Below are 13,630 nucleotides of genomic sequence, written 5' to 3'. Positions count from 1 at the left end.
CATGTTCGGTCAAGGGGTCGTCCTCTCATTGCGGTTCCTCAGCCGGTCCCGCCGCACGGCGAGACGGCGGGCCGCCCTGTCCAGGCCGGGGCTGCCGCCCCCGCCGTCGAGGTGGGCGGCGAGCGTGCGGATCGTGGGGTGGCGGAACAGCTCCACGATCGGGATGTCGCGGCCGGTGGCCGCCTTCAGCCGCGCCTGCACGGCGGCGATGGCGAGCGAGTGGCCGCCGATCTCGAAGAAGTTGTCGTCGGGCCCGAGCCTCGGCACGCCCAGGACGGCGTGCCACACCTGGGCGACCACCTTCTGGGTCGGCCCGTCCAACCGGCTACCGCCGTTGGCCGTCTCGGCGGCCCGTGCGGGCGGGCGGCGCAGCGCGGCCCGATCCACCTTGCCGTTGGGCGTCAGCGGCAGCGCGGGCAGCAGCACCACCTCGCCGGGTACGGCATGCTCGGGCAGGACGCTTCGCAGCCGTTCCAGCACCCGGTGCGCGGACAGCCCGGGCCGGGCGGGCACCACGTAGCCGGTCAGCGTGCCGCCCTCGGCCACGGCGACGGCGGCCCGCACGTCCTGGTCGGTGGCCAGCGCGGCCTCCACCTCGCCCAGCTCCACCCGGAAGCCACGCACCTTGACCTGGTCGTCGGCGCGGCCCGCAGGGGTCACGGTGCCGTCGGGGTTGAGCCTGCCGAGGTCGCCGGTGCGGAACCGGTCGCCGTCGAACCGCTCCTTCGTCAGCGCCTGGTCGAGGTAGCCGGTCGACAGATAGCGGCTGCGGACCACCACCTCGCCCAGCTCGCCCACCGCCGCCCGGCGGCCGTCGGCGGCCAGGACGAGGATTTCGCTGCCCTCGACCGGGCTGCCGATGGGCACCAGTTCCGTCGTGGGCCGTCCCAGCTCGTGCCAGGCGTGCGCCTGCGGCGTCTCGGTCGTGCCGTAGAAGGCGACCAGCCTGGCATGGGGCGCCAGCCGCCTGAGCCTGTCGGCCTCGGCCCAGGTGAAGCGGTCGCCGCCCACGCCGACCAGCCTGACGTCGGGAAGCGTCGCGCCGGTGCCCGCCAGCATGGCGGCCAGCTGCGGGGTCAGGTGCAGGACGGTGACCGCGTGCTCGGCCAGCCAGGCGGCCAGCCGTACCGGATCGCGGAGCAGGTCCTGCTCCGGGACGAACAGCCGCGCGCCCGCCCTGACCGGGACGAACATGTCGCGCAGCGCCGGATCGTGCGCGAGCCCCGACAGCAGGGCGAACCGGTCGTCCTGGTTGATCCCGAACGTCCTGACGTACCAGTCGACGAAGTGGGCCAGCGGGCGGTCCGTGGTGACGACCGGCTTGGGATCGCCGGTGGTGCCCGACGTCAGCGACAGGTAGCCGCGCTCGGGGTGGATCGTGTCGTCCTCCTCGTCGGTGAGGACGATCTCGGGCAGCCCGTCGAGGCCCGGCGCGCACCTGATCACCGCCCGCGCCCCCGCTGCGTGCTTCTCCTGTACGGCAGGCGGGTGCGCGGAGTCGACGACCAGCCACCGCGCCCCCGAGGCCAGCACGCCGAGCAGCAGCCCAGGCAGCTCGGGCACCCGGGAGGCCAGCACGGCGACCGTCTCGCCCGGCCGGACCCCCGCGCGCCTGATCGCGGCCACGGTCCTGCGCCGCAGGCTCCCGTAGGCATCGCCGTCGAGCAGCCCGGGCCCGTCCCGCTCAGGCAGCTCCGCCTCAGGCTCCTCCTCGGGACGCCGCCCGGTCAGAAGCTCGCCCAGCAGGTCCACGTAGCCGTCGAGCAGCGCGTCCATGCGCTCGGCCGTGTACAGGTCCGGGTTGTAGACCAGCTCGAGCGCGTAGCCGTCGGCCCGCTCGCTCACGTACATGGTCAGGTCGAACAGCGCGCCGGGCAGCCCGGGACGCAGCGGCTCGCTCGCGCAGCCCGGCAGGTCCAGCCGCGCCTGCGCGAAGTTGTACATGTTGAACAGCACCTGCGTGACCGGGTTGCGGCTCAGGTCACGCGGCAGCCGCAGCAGCTCCAGCAGCGGCGTCAGCGGCACGTCCCTGTGCCTGATCGCGGCGTTGAGCTCCCTGGCGCAGGCCGCCACCTGCTCGTCGAAGCCGTCCCTCGGCCGCAGCCGCAGCGGCAGGACCTGCACGCACATGCCGACCAGCCGGTCGAAGGCCACGTGCGGCCGGTCCGCGTACGCCGCGCCGACCACCAGGTCGTCGCGGCCCGACAGGCGGGCCAACTGCTGTCCGAAGGCGGCCAGCAGCACCGAGTACGGCGTCGCGCCCAACTTGGCGGCCAGCTCGCCGACCCGACCGGCCGTCGCCGCGTCCAGCTCCGCACGGCAGGCGGCGCCCCTGAACGTCTGCTCCGGCGGCCGGCCATGGTCCCTGGGCAGGTCGAGCACCAGCGGGGCGTCCTTCAGGTGGTCGCGCCACCAGGTGAGGGCCGTGGCGTCGCCCTGCTCGCGCAGCCAGCGCACGTAGTCGGCGAAGCCGTGGCCCGGCTCGTCCAGGGCCTGGCCTCGGTAGGCGGCGACCAGGTCGCGGTAAAGGACGTCCTGCGACCAGCCGTCGAAGACCAGATGATGAACGGTCAGACACAGGACGTGGTCGTCGGGCGCCAGGCGGATCAGCCGCGCCCTGAGGAGCGGCCCGGTGGCCAGGTCGAACCGCGCCTGCGCCTCCGCCTCCAGGAGCGCCGCCAGCTCCTCTGAGTTCTTGCCCGCGCCCTCGCCCGTGCCCGCGCTCCCGTGAGTGTCCGCGAGCTCGCCTGTCGCCGTGCCCTCGTCTGTGCCCGAGAGATCGTCCACCGGGAGCGCGACCTCGTACGGCGGCGCCACCGACACCTCGGGCGCTCCGTCACGCGCGGCGACCCGCCAGCGCAGCACCTCGTGCGCCGTCACGACCGCCGTCAGCGCCTTCCTCAACGCCACCGGGTCCAGCGGGCCGCGCACCCGCTCGGCCATCGCGATGTTGTGCGCCGCCGAGCCGGGAGCCAGTTGCTCCACGAACCACATCCGGCGCTGGGCGGGCGACAGCGCCGCGGGGCTACCGGTGGGCGGGGTCGCGCCGGTGTCTCGGGGCGCCCTCTCGACCACGGTGCTCAGCTCGCCGAAGGTGCGAGCCGCGTAGACGTCCTCGACCGCGACGGCCCGGCCGAGCTCGGCGCGGACCGCGGCCACCAGGCGCATCGCCCGCAGCGAATGGCCACCGTGCTCGAAGAAGTCGTCGCCGTCGGCGGGGGTGGGCGCCTCCAGCACGCGAGCCCAGATCCCGGCCAGCCCCTCGGCATCACCTGCGTCCTCGGCTCCGTCGCTCGCCTTGAGGGCGGGCAGGTCCACCTTGCCCGAGGCGTTCAGCGGCAGCATGGCCAGCCGTACCAGCCTGGTGGGCAGCATGTACCGCGGCAGCCGTACCGACAGGTCCTCGCGCAGGGCCGCCAGGTCGGGCGCGTCCTGCGGGGTCACGTAGGCCACCAACTCGCCCGCGAAGTCCACCACCGCCTGCAGCACGCCAGGGTGGGCGCGCAGCGCCGACTCTACCTCGCCGATCTCCACCCGCTGCCCCTGGACCTTCACCTGCCGGTCCAGGCGGCCCATGAACGAGATGCGGCCGTCGTCCTCCCACGCGACATGGTCGCCGGTCCGGTACAGCCGCGCGCCGGGCTCCGTCGAGAACGGGTCGGGCACGAAGCGCTCGGCCGTCAGCCCCGGTCTGCCCAGGTAGCCGCGGCTGACCTGCGGCCCGCCGATGAACAGCTCGCCCGGCACGCCCGGCGGGCACTCGTTCAGCTCCTCGTCCAGGATGTGCGCCGTGCAGCCGCGCAACGGACGTCCGATCGGAAGAGCCCGCTCCCACACGCCGTCGAACTCGCCGCCGACCACGCACACCGTCGACTCGGTCGGGCCGTACCAGTTGTGGAAGCGCGCGTGCGCCGACCACCGCGCCACCTGCTCGGGCCCCGGCGGCTCGCCCGCCGTCACGATGTCGCGCAGGTACGGCAGGCGGGCCGGATCGACGAGCGGCAGCAGCGCCGGAGGGATGAACCCCCAGGTGACCTCGTGCTCCTCGAGGAAGCGCTGCAGCCTGGCCGGGTCGACCCTGTCCTCGTCGGGCACCAGCTGCACGCATCCGCCCGTGGTGAGCGGGGCCAGCAGGTCCATCACCGAGACGTCGAACCCGAGCGCGGAGAAGGCGATCGACCGGCAGGAGCCGTCCAGGCCGAAGTGCGCGACGGTCGCGGTGGCGAAGGCGACGGCGCTGCGGTGGCCGACGACCACGCCCTTGGGCCGCCCGGTGGAGCCCGAGGTGTAGAGCACGTAGGCGGCGTTCCCCGCCACCGCCCGATTCGCCGAACGCCCCCCTCCGACGCCGTCGAGCGGGGCGCCGTCGAGCGGGGCGCCATCGAGCGGGGCGCCATCGAGCTGGGTGCCGTCGGCTCCCGCGGTCGGGGCCCCGGCCTTGGGGTCGTTCGCGTCCACCAGCGTGCGGCCGCAGCCGTCGAGCAGGTCCGCACCGGCCTCGTCCACGACGACCACCGCGATCCCGGCGTCGTCGAGCACCTCCTCCAGCCGCCCGCGCGGATGGCCTGGGTCCAGCGGCACGTACGCGCCCCCAGCCAGCAGCACGCCGAGCACCGCCACCGGCATCAGCGGCGTGCGCCGCGCGCACAGGCCCACCCGGGTCTCCGGCCCGACGCCGAGCTCGGCCAGCCTGGCCGCCAGGCTGCCCGCCCGCGCGACCAGTTCGGCGTAGGTCAGCGTGGTGCCCCACTGCCGGATCGCCGGCGCGTCGGGCGTCCGCGCGGCCTGCGCCAGGATCAGGTCGCAGAGCAACCCGTCCGGCGGCGTGTGCGCGGGCCCGTGCGTCCAGCTCGTGCCGAGCGAGGTCAGCGTCATCCTGCGGCCTCCACGCGATGCGGTTCCGTCTCGCCATGCCGTACCGACTCGAAGCGCAGGCGGAAGCCCGGCGAGCGGACGGCGATCGCGCCGATCGCCCGCCCCAGCGGCAGGTGCGTCACCCGCCACTGCGCCAGCCGCGCCACCTCGGGCGCCGCGTCGGGCACCCACGTCGCCCCCGGCTGCTGCCCCGCGAACCCGAACAGCGCCGGATCCACCCGCAGCCCGTCCCCGCTCGCCTTGAGGACCGCCTCCTTGGCCGTCCACGTGCGCAGCGCGCTCTGCAGCCGCAGCTCCTCGGGCAGCGCCGCGAACTCGGCCGCCTCCCGCTCGTCGAGCGCGCCTTCGCAGAACGCCTGCTCGTTGGCGAGGGGGCGGATCCGCTCGACGTCCGCGCCGACCTCGCGTCCCCAGGCCAGCGCCACCAGCACCAGTCCGCCCGACTGGCTCATGCTGAAGGTCAGGTCCGTGCCCGTGTACGGCTTGCCGCCCGGCCTGGTGCGTAATTCCTCGACGCCGGTCTCGACGCCGTAGCTGCGCAGCAGCCGCCTGAGCACCACCGAGCGGCCCACGTACCAGTCCTTGTGCTCCTGGCGCCGGAACCGGGCGGCCCGCGCCGCCTCCCTGGGGGACAGCTCGCCCGTCGCCCCGCACACCTCGGGCAGCCGCGCCAGGTCGGCCAGCCAGACGTGCACCTCGTCCTCGCCGGGCTGGTCAGGGGTGGTCGTGCCGTGGAAGTCCTCGGCGATCGCCCTGGCCACCTGCTCGCCGTGCGTGTTGAGGAAGAGGTGGCCCGCGTCGAGCGTGTGCAGCCGGAACCCGGACGAGGTGTGGCGGGCCCAGCCGAGCATCGTCGGATCGACCACCTCGCGATCGTGTGCCCCGGCGAAGGCGACGATCGGGTGCGCGAAGGGCGCCTGCCGGGTGTAGCGGTAGTCGCGCAGCCACGCCATGTCGGTGCGCAGGGCGGGCACGAGCAGCGCCTTGACCTCCGGCTGCGACCGCAGCGCGTCGGGCGCGCCGAGCCGGTGGATCACCTCGTCGAGGAGCTCCTCGTCGCCCAGGCTCGTCCAGCGGGCCAGGGTCTCCTGGCGCTCGGGCGGGTGCGCGGCGCCGACGTACATGCGCAGCGGCGGGTGCACGCCCAGCCGCCGCAGCTCGCGCACCACCTCGAAGGCGATGCGCGCGCCCATGCTGTGCCCATAGATCGCGTACGGCCGGCCGGCGTGCGGCGCGATGGCGCGGGCGATGGATTCCGGGGCCAGTGCCCCGGGCCTCGCGATCCGGCCGTCACGGCCGGGGAGCATCACCACCCGCACGTCGAAGGCGCCCTCGAAGGCCTGCCGCCACGCCCAGAAGGCGGAGACGTCCCCACCGGCGTAGGGGAGGCAGAACAGCAGCGGAGCGCCAGGCAGGTGTCGCGTCAGCGAGGCGAACGGCGGATCAGGTAACGCGTCAACCTGTCGCATTGCTACGCGAAGTCACCCCCCAGATGGATCCACCGGCCCGCGCGAGATCGTCGCGCGAACAGCGGAGTACGGGATCACTCGTGCAGGGTTTCGTCCTGCCGAGGACCGGCCAGCGCCAAGCCACGCCCTTCCTATTATTTCGTCCGAAACCCAGTCAAGGGGTGAAATTTCAAGCTATGTCGAAATCTTGATTTCGGGCATGGTGACGAAATGGACTTTCTCTAGTCTCGAATCGAACAAGATCGAGGTCATGGCGGGTTTCGGCTGTGATGGCAACACACCGCTGGGGCGGCACACTCCTGGTGCGACGCGGTATCGGACACGCACGGTCACAGTGGGTCGCCAAGAGGAGTGACCGAAACTGCCATTCCGGCCCTGTCGTCGGCGAGATGGACACCCGAATTGACGAAGTATGTCGAGTTTCGGTCAAATAACTGGTGATCCGAGGCAAAAGTCCTGGCCTTCGCGTTACTGGTGTGTTTACTGCGAAAAATGGCGCGTTCCAACCCGATCGAGCCGTGGCGCGCCCTGCGTCCAATGCTCGGAGAGGGCCGCCACGCAGCACTCCGAATCTGTCCTGATCTTCCTGGTTCGGGGCGATCTGACTATGGTGATCTAGCTGTGTTGGCGGGGGAGAGGTGAACGATGGCGACGGGCGGGTCAGAGGAGTCTCTGGGGAGCCGGTACGTGCTGCTGGACGAGATCGGCGCCGGTGGGATGGGCACCGTCTGGCGGGCGCGCAGCCGCGACACCTCGGAGACCGTGGCGGTGAAGCTGCTGCGCGACGGCCTCGCCGGTGACCAGGACCTGGTCCTGCGCTTCGTCCAGGAACGCAACGTGATGCGGTCGCTGCGCCACCCCAACATCGTCACCGTGCGCGACTTCGTTATCGAGGGGGAGCGGCTCGCCCTCGTGATGGACCTCGTCGAGGGCGGCGATCTCCGTACCCTGCTCCAGAGCCGCGGCACGCTGCCCCAGGCCGAGGCGGCGCAGCTCATGGCGCAGGTCGCCGACGCGCTGGCGGCCGCGCACGCCCTGGGCGTCGTGCACAGGGACATCAAGCCCGGCAACGTCCTGATCGACGCCGCCACCGGGCAGGTGCGGCTGACCGACTTCGGCGTGGCCCGCATCGTCCACGGTCCCGGGCTCACCCAGACCACCTCGATCATCGGCACGCCCACGTACCTGGCGCCCGAGGTGGCCGACGGCGGCGCCCCCACGCTCGCGGTGGACGTCTACGCCCTCGGCCTGATCCTCTACGAGCTGGTCGCCGGGCGTCCGCCGTTCGTCGGCGAGCATCCGATGGCCCTGCTCAGGCAGCACGTGGGCGCGGCGCCCCGGCGGCTGCCCGGCATGGCCGACGCGCTGTGGGCGGTGCTGTCGGCGTGCGTCGCGAAGAATCCTGCCGAGCGTCCCCACGCGGCGGAGGTGGCGACGGCGTTGCGTACGGCGGCGCCCGCGCTGGCGGGACTGTCCGCGTTACCTCCGGTCGCCAGGACGGACGCTCCTTCCGCCACCTCCGAGCCCCTCCCTCCCGCCCCCGCCCCTGCTCCCGGCCCCGGTCCCGGCCCCGCTCCTGGTCCCGCTCCCGTATCCGCTCCGCGAGGAGGAGCCGCTCCGCGAGGAGGGACCGCGCCGCAAGAAGTGGACGGCGTCCCCCTTCTCGGCGATGCGACCATCGCCTCGGCGGGCCGCCGGTCGTCCAGTCGCCGGTGGGTGGTCATCGCGACCGCCGCCGCGGCCCTGGTGGCCAGCGGGGCGGCGGTCGTCGTCGTGGCCCCGTGGCGGGCGCAGGACGCGGAGGTCGGAGTGCAGGCGGCGGACACACGGCAGGAGTCGGCCGCCAAACAGCAGGAGCCGGCCGCCCAGCCCGTGGACGGCGAGGCCGCCACTCCGCCGGTCCCGTCCGTCCCGCCGGTCTCGTCCGACTCCCCCACGGGTAAGGCGGGCAAGGACAAGAGCCGGCCCGTCGAGACCTCGAAGGGACAGCCCGCGCAGGGACCCCAGGAAGAGGCCGTCTCGCCGCAGCCGTCCACGGAGACGTCCAAGCAGCCGACTCCGGAGACGTCCAAGCGGCCGCCCAAGAAGACAGAACCGAAGCAGTCGACGCTCGTCGAGGGCGACCCGGTGGGCGAGGACGGGCCGTCCGACGCCCCGAGCAAGAACTCGACGCCCGACTGGCGGTGCCGCGACTGGATCGCCGCGGGCGCGGGCGTGGAGATGTCGCCGTGCATGGCTGTGGCGGGCGACACGATCTACATGAAGGGACGCATCAGAGGGTCGGTCACCTCGGACATCCACCTCCAGCTGTACAACACCGACACGGACACCAACGTCTCCCAGCCCTTCATCTGCTCGGGCGTCTCCCCCCTGGGCGGCATCGTGAAGTGCGGCCCGTTCACCACCTCGGCCGTGCGTACGGGAGCCAAGCTCGACGCCCGGCAGCGCTGGCGGCGCTCGGGCACGAGCGCGTTCGGCGGCGGCGCGGAGAGCCCGTGGTTCAGGTGGTAGCCACCCGCTCCACGACCACGAGCGGGATCTCGCGCTCGGCCTTGGCCTGGTACTTGTCGTAGAGGGGGAAGATCGAGGTCATCACCGTCCACAGCGCCGGCTTCTCCTGCGCGGTGGCGGTGCGCGCCCTGGCGGCGAACTTCTCCGGCCCCACCTGCACCATCACGTCGGGTTCCGCCATCACGTTGAGATACCAGGCGGGGTGCTGGGCCGCCCCGCCGTTCGAGGCGACCAGCAGGTAGCGGCCGGTGTCCTCGCCGTAGATCAGCGCGGTCCTGCGCAGCTTGCCCGACTTCCTGCCCCGCGTGGTGAGCAGGAGCGTCGGCCACCCCTGGTACATGTGGCCCTTCTCGCCGTCTGTCTCCAGGTAGGTGCGGATGTGCGCGGCGACCCAGCCGGTCGTGCTGTCGTAGATCTCTTCGTCCATGGGGACAGCCTTGAACATCAACAGGGGTTCACGTCAAGCCCGATACGGCTTGAACCGGCCGGTCAGAGGGGTAGGACCTGCACCTCGCCGGCTCCGGAGGAGACCAGGACCTTGCGCGACGCGCCCGCGTCGTCGGTCACCTTCACCTCGGCGCTGCCCACACCGGTGTCGGCGGTCACGTCGTACGGCCCCTGCGGAAGCCAGAGCCTGGTGTCGCCCGCGCCTGTCTCCACCTCGACGCTGTCCGGCGGGCTGGCGAACTTCACCTTCAGCTCGCCCGCGCCGGTCTCGGCGAACAGCCGCTTGCCGGTGAGCCCGTTGGCGTCGATGTCGCCCGCGCCCGTGCTCACCTCGACCTCGTCCGACAGCGAGCGCAGCGTGACGTCGCCGGCGCCGGTGTCGACCTTGACCTTCACACCCTTGGGCACGTCGATCGTGTAGTCGACCCAGCAGTGTTCGAAGCCCTTCTTGCAGTCGAAGGCCAGCTCGAGAACCTCGCCCCTCACCACGTGGGAAGCTTTCGGCTGGGTGTTGCGCCAGTTCATGCTCTCGGTGACCTTGATCCCGGCCCTGTCGCGCTCGTTGATCACGACAGCGCCGAACTCGCTCTTCACGCTCAGCCGGATGACCTTGTCGGTGACCTCGTAGGACTCGGTCTTCTTCTCCGTGGCCTTGCCGAACCCCATGAATCCGCAACCCGTCAACGCCGTCGCGGAGACCGCCAGCGCGGCAACGGCGATCATGTTCCTCGTCCTCATGCCCTCAATGCTCTCGCGGGCCGCCGGGCCGGGCATCGGGGATCACCCCGACTCGCCCCGGACGAACCCCGGGGCCCGGCCGGACTACCGGGACAAGGCGGCGGCATCGGGAGGAACCGATGCCGCCGCCGTACCCCGGATCAGGTGGTGGAAAGGGCCACGGTCGGGGACAGGCGGGCCGCGCGCATCGCGGGGTACAGCCCGGCGACGGTGCCGATGACGAGCGTGGCCGCGACCGCGCCGCCGATCGCCCACGGGGGCACGACGGGCGGCCAGTCGCGCGACATCGCGTACCCGATCGTGGCCAGCGCGCCCAGGATCGCGCCCGCGACCCCGCCGAGCGCCGACAGCAGCAGCGACTCCGACAGGAACTGGATGCGCACCTGCCCCCGTGTCGCCCCGAGCGAGCGGCGCAGGCCGATCTCGCGGCGGCGTTCGAGCACGGAGATGACCATGGTGTTCGCCACGCCGACGCCGCCGACCAGCAGCGCGACCGCGCCGAGGCCGAGCAGCAGGTTGGTGAAGGCCCCCGCGGCCGCCGCCTTGGCCGCCAGGGCGTCGGACGGGCGGCTGACGTCGACCTCGTTGGGGTTCTCCGGGTTGACCGTGCGCGGCAGCATGTCGCGCACCGCCTCGACGGCCTCCTCCGCCGACCGTTCGTAGATCGTCGTGGGGTGCCCGTCGAAGCCGAGCAGCTCCTCGGCGACGGGGAAGCCGACGAGCGCCGAGCGTTCGATCTCGGGGGCGAGCGGCGTCGGGCGCAGGATCCCGATCACCGTGAACCACCGCCCGCCCATCCACACCCGCACCCCGGTGCGGGTGATGCCGAGCCGTTCGGCGGCCTTGGCGCCGAGGACGACGGCGGGCTGGCGGGCGGTGGCGTCGTTCAGCCAGGCGCCCGTCGCCACGCCGCCCTCCAGCGTGGTCAGCAGCGAGGTGGTCGCGGCCTGCACGCTGATGCCGCCGGTCACCGCCTCGTCGATGTGGGAGGTACGCCGGACGGTCGCGGGCGCGGCCCCGGTGGCCGCGGCCGAGGAGACGGGCCCGATGCGCGTGACCATGTCGACCGCGGCGACGGGCAGCTTGGCGGGCTGGCCGAAGACGGTGTTGCCCGCCGAGACGGTCAGCAGGTTCGTGCCCAGCCGGTCGAGCTGGCGCAGCAGCTGCTCTCGCGACGACGACGAGATGCCGATGACCGCGATCATCGTGGCGATCCCGATGGCGATCCCGAGCGCCGACAGGATCACCCTGGTCGGACGGGCGCGCAGCCCCGACGCCCCGACCCTGAAGACGTCGGGAAGGCTCAGCCTGGCCGGTTTCATGGGAGCACCAGCCCGTCCCTGACGCGTACCTGCCGGGGGCACCATTCGGCGATCTCGGTGTCGTGGGTGATGATCGCGATGGTCGTCCCGGCCTCGCTGAGCTCCTTGATGATCTTCAGGACCTCGGCTCCCGCGGCCGAGTCGAGGTTGCCCGTCGGCTCGTCGGCCAGCAGCAGCGGAGGGTCTCCGACGACGGCCCTGGCCACCGCGACGCGCTGCTGCTCGCCGCCCGACATCTGGTTCGGCCTGTGGTGGAGCCGGTGGCCGAGCCCCACCCGGTCCAGCGCCGCCGCCGCCCGCTCGCGGCGCATCCGCAGCGGGGTGCCGGTGTAGAGAAGGCCGTCGGCGACGTTGTCCAGCGCGCTCACCCCCGGCGCGAGGTGGAACTGCTGGAAGACGAAGCCCAGGTGGCGGGCGCGCAGCGCGGACAGCCTGCGGTCGTTCAGGTCGAGGACGGAGTGCCCGGCGATCCGTACGGTCCCCGAGGTCGGCCGGTCGAGGGTGCCGATGATCTGCAGCATCGTGGACTTGCCCGACCCTGAGGGGCCGATGATCGCCAGGAGTTCCCCCGGGGAGACCGTCAGGTCCACCCCGCGCAGCGCGTGGACGGTGCCGTCGTAGGTCTTGGTGACGCCGCGCAGCTCGATGATGCTCATGCGGCGGGCACCCCCACCTTCATGCCCTCGGCCAGCCCGTCGCCGCTTATCTCGACCAGGCCGCTGCCGAACGCGCCGACCTTGACCGGCAGGAGCCTGGTGCGGGCGCCCTCGACGATCTCCACGCCGAACCCGCCCTCGCGCAGCGCGAGCAGCGCCTCCACCGGTACGGCGAGCACGTCCTCACGCCGCTCACTGACCAGCTCGACCTCGACGGGCGCCTGGTCCAGCTTGGTGCGCGGCTTCTTGTCCAGCGTGATGTCGACGTCGACGGTCGTGCTGTCCTTGGCCGTCCTGGCCACCGTGCCGACCGAGGTGATCTTCCCGGCCGCCTTCTCGCCGCCCGGCAGCTCGACGGTGACCTTGGCCCCCTTCTTGGCCAGCGTCTGGTCGTCGGTGTCGAGGTCGACGTGCACGACCCTGTCCAGGCCGCTGACGGTGAGCACCTGCTGTCCTGGAGCGGTCCTGGCGCCGAGCTCACCCCTGGCGTCGGTCACCCTGACCGCCGACGGCAGGAACACCACCTGCGCCGCGTCCACGCGTCCCGTCTCTGGCAGGCCGTTGTCCTCCTGCCACTCGACGACGGCCTCGTAGGTGGCGTAGGTGAACTCGTCGTCGACCGTGAAGCCGTCGTAGCCGAGCGCGGCCAGGTTGCGTTCGAGCTGCTCGACGTCGGGGCCGTCCTCGACGCCGAGCCGCAGGTCGCGGTAGAGGGGGAGCTTGCCGTACAGGAGGATCGTGGGTTTGCGGTCGGTCCTGAACAGGGCGCGGCCCCGCCTGACGGCCGCGCCCTCGGCCGCGACCCAGGTCAGGGTGCCCGCCGCGCCCGCGGTCACCTGGCGCTCGCCGGAGTAGGTGAGGGCGCCGCTGACCGTCTTGGTGTCGACGAGGTCCTGCCTGGTGATCGCCGCGGTGGCGGGCACTCCGACCTGGGTCGCGGCCGCCGGGGTCGCCGCGCCCGCGCCGCCATCAGTCAGTACGGCGACCGCCGCGCCCGCCACGGCGACCGCGAGGACGCACGCGCCGGCGAGGGCGACCTTCCTCACGAGCCGCCGCCCTTCATCATCCCGGGGGCGAACTCCTTGCAGGCTTCCTGGGCGGCCTTCATCGTCTGCTCGTCGCCCTGGTTCCCGAGCATCTTGATCATGCCGTCGGCGCCCGGGTCCTCCATCTGGACGCCGTGTTCGCGCATGCACTGCGCGAACTTCACCAGCTGGTCGCGCCGCTCCGGGTCCATGGCCTTGCGCTCGCCCGCCGCCTGGTCGAGGTACTGCTTGCAGGCCTTCATGGCGGCCTCGGTCTTGTCCTGCTCGCCCTTCTTGCCCTGGATGCGGATGCCGCCGTTGGCGTCGGGGTCGGGCATGTCGACGCCGTTCTCGCGCATGCACTGCGCGAACTTCAGCTGGGCCTCGTCACGGGACAGGGTGGCCGAGGCGCTCGGCTGGGCCGAGGCGGTGCCGCCCTCGCCCGCGCTGGCGACCTGCGCGGTGGAGGGGGCCGAGCCGCACGCGGCGGCCAGGAGCAGTGGCAGCGCGGCCACGAATAGTCGTGTTCTCATGCGGCACACTTCAGCCAACCGGGCGCTAAAGCCGGATAAGCGGCTTACTCCTCC

The 13,630-nt window shown here is 72.6% G+C and carries 9 protein-coding genes; 1 reads left to right on the top strand and 8 read right to left on the bottom strand.

From position 1 onward, the window contains the following. Positions 1-9 precede the first annotated feature (9 nt). Positions 10-4,875, bottom strand: a complete 4,866-nt coding sequence (locus ACFXJ8_RS02710; protein ID WP_379642042.1) for an amino acid adenylation domain-containing protein — start codon at positions 4,873-4,875, stop codon at positions 10-12. After that, on the bottom strand, positions 4,872-6,344 hold the full coding sequence (locus ACFXJ8_RS02705) for a thioesterase domain-containing protein (RefSeq protein ID WP_379642041.1): 1,473 nt from the start codon (positions 6,342-6,344) through the stop codon (positions 4,872-4,874). The genes ACFXJ8_RS02710 and ACFXJ8_RS02705 overlap by 4 nt, the downstream gene beginning before the upstream one ends. Before the next feature lie 687 nt (positions 6,345-7,031). Here ACFXJ8_RS02705 and ACFXJ8_RS02700 point away from each other — a divergent pair. Beyond that, a complete protein-coding gene (locus ACFXJ8_RS02700; protein ID WP_379642040.1) occupies positions 7,032-8,855 on the top strand; it encodes a protein kinase in 1,824 nt (607 codons plus the stop codon). Here ACFXJ8_RS02700 and ACFXJ8_RS02695 read toward each other — a convergent pair. The 6 genes from ACFXJ8_RS02695 to ACFXJ8_RS02670 form a co-directional block, all read right to left on the bottom strand. Then, positions 8,845-9,282 carry a nitroreductase family deazaflavin-dependent oxidoreductase gene (locus ACFXJ8_RS02695; protein ID WP_379642039.1) on the bottom strand — a complete coding sequence of 146 codons (438 nt, stop codon included), beginning with the start codon at positions 9,280-9,282 and terminating at the stop codon, positions 8,845-8,847. The genes ACFXJ8_RS02700 and ACFXJ8_RS02695 overlap by 11 nt on opposite strands. 62 nt (positions 9,283-9,344) lie before the next feature. After that, on the bottom strand, positions 9,345-10,040 hold the full coding sequence (locus ACFXJ8_RS02690) for a DUF4097 family beta strand repeat-containing protein (protein ID WP_379642038.1): 696 nt from the start codon (positions 10,038-10,040) through the stop codon (positions 9,345-9,347). Positions 10,041-10,180: 140 nt separating this feature from the next. Further along, positions 10,181-11,362: an ABC transporter permease gene (locus tag ACFXJ8_RS02685; protein ID WP_379642037.1), complete on the bottom strand. Its 1,182-nt coding sequence runs from the start codon at positions 11,360-11,362 to the stop codon at positions 10,181-10,183. Next, on the bottom strand, positions 11,359-12,018 hold the full coding sequence (locus tag ACFXJ8_RS02680; RefSeq protein ID WP_379642036.1) for an ABC transporter ATP-binding protein: 660 nt from the start codon (positions 12,016-12,018) through the stop codon (positions 11,359-11,361). The genes ACFXJ8_RS02685 and ACFXJ8_RS02680 overlap by 4 nt, the downstream gene beginning before the upstream one ends. Next, positions 12,015-13,064, bottom strand: a complete 1,050-nt coding sequence (locus ACFXJ8_RS02675; RefSeq protein WP_379642035.1) for a peptidoglycan-binding protein — start codon at positions 13,062-13,064, stop codon at positions 12,015-12,017. Before ACFXJ8_RS02675 ends, ACFXJ8_RS02680 begins: the two co-directional genes overlap by 4 nt. After that, on the bottom strand, positions 13,061-13,576 hold the full coding sequence (locus ACFXJ8_RS02670; RefSeq protein WP_379642034.1) for a hypothetical protein: 516 nt from the start codon (positions 13,574-13,576) through the stop codon (positions 13,061-13,063). Before ACFXJ8_RS02670 ends, ACFXJ8_RS02675 begins: the two co-directional genes overlap by 4 nt. Positions 13,577-13,630 lie beyond the last annotated feature (54 nt).

The sequence above is a fragment of the Nonomuraea sp. NPDC059194 genome (assembly GCF_042754765.1).
Taxonomy (GTDB): domain Bacteria; phylum Actinomycetota; class Actinomycetes; order Streptosporangiales; family Streptosporangiaceae; genus Nonomuraea.
Note: the sequence above shows the minus strand (reverse complement) of the source record. Positions and strands in the feature narration are given on the sequence as shown.

Bases quoted from the DNA above. Each gene is read 5' to 3' on its own strand.
- ACFXJ8_RS02705 (WP_379642041.1), bottom strand. From the start codon at position 6,344: ATGCGACAGGTTGACGCGTTACCTGATCCGCCGTTCGCCTCGCTGACG.
- ACFXJ8_RS02695 (WP_379642039.1), bottom strand. From the start codon at position 9,282: ATGGACGAAGAGATCTACGACAGCACGACCGGCTGGGTCGCCGCGCAC.
- ACFXJ8_RS02690 (WP_379642038.1), bottom strand. From the start codon at position 10,040: ATGAGGACGAGGAACATGATCGCCGTTGCCGCGCTGGCGGTCTCCGCG.
- ACFXJ8_RS02680 (WP_379642036.1), bottom strand. From the start codon at position 12,018: ATGAGCATCATCGAGCTGCGCGGCGTCACCAAGACCTACGACGGCACC.
- ACFXJ8_RS02670 (WP_379642034.1), bottom strand. From the start codon at position 13,576: ATGAGAACACGACTATTCGTGGCCGCGCTGCCACTGCTCCTGGCCGCC.
- ACFXJ8_RS02685 (WP_379642037.1), bottom strand. From the start codon at position 11,362: ATGAAACCGGCCAGGCTGAGCCTTCCCGACGTCTTCAGGGTCGGGGCG.
- ACFXJ8_RS02710 (WP_379642042.1), bottom strand. From the start codon at position 4,875: ATGACGCTGACCTCGCTCGGCACGAGCTGGACGCACGGGCCCGCGCAC.